This window comes from Streptomyces xylophagus, from assembly GCF_000716435.1.
Lineage (GTDB): Bacteria > Actinomycetota > Actinomycetes > Streptomycetales > Streptomycetaceae > Streptomyces > Streptomyces xylophagus.
In genome coordinates, this window is sequence record NZ_JNWO01000203.1 from 1 (window position 1) to 238 (window position 238).

The window sequence follows — 238 nt, forward strand, 5'->3', positions numbered from 1 at the left end:
TGCTGACGGTCGCGACGATCGCGTTCAACGGCGCGGCGGCCTGGCCGGACCCGCTGGGTGTCGGTATGCACGCGGTGATCCCGATCCTGTTCGTGGTCTCCGTCGAGGCGGCCCGGCACGCGATCGGCCGGATCGCCGACATCACCGCCGACAAGCACATGGAGGGCGTCCGCCTCACCCGCTGGCTGCTCTCCCCGATCCCGACGTTCCTGCTCTGGCGCCGCATGAAGCTGTGGGA

1 protein-coding gene is annotated in these 238 nt (G+C 70.2%); it reads left to right on the plus strand.

The window, feature by feature from the left end; translation table 11 throughout:
- Positions 1-238: DUF2637 domain-containing protein (locus OO70_RS50985; RefSeq protein ID WP_043688554.1), on the plus strand; the 238-nt coding region annotated here is incomplete at both ends.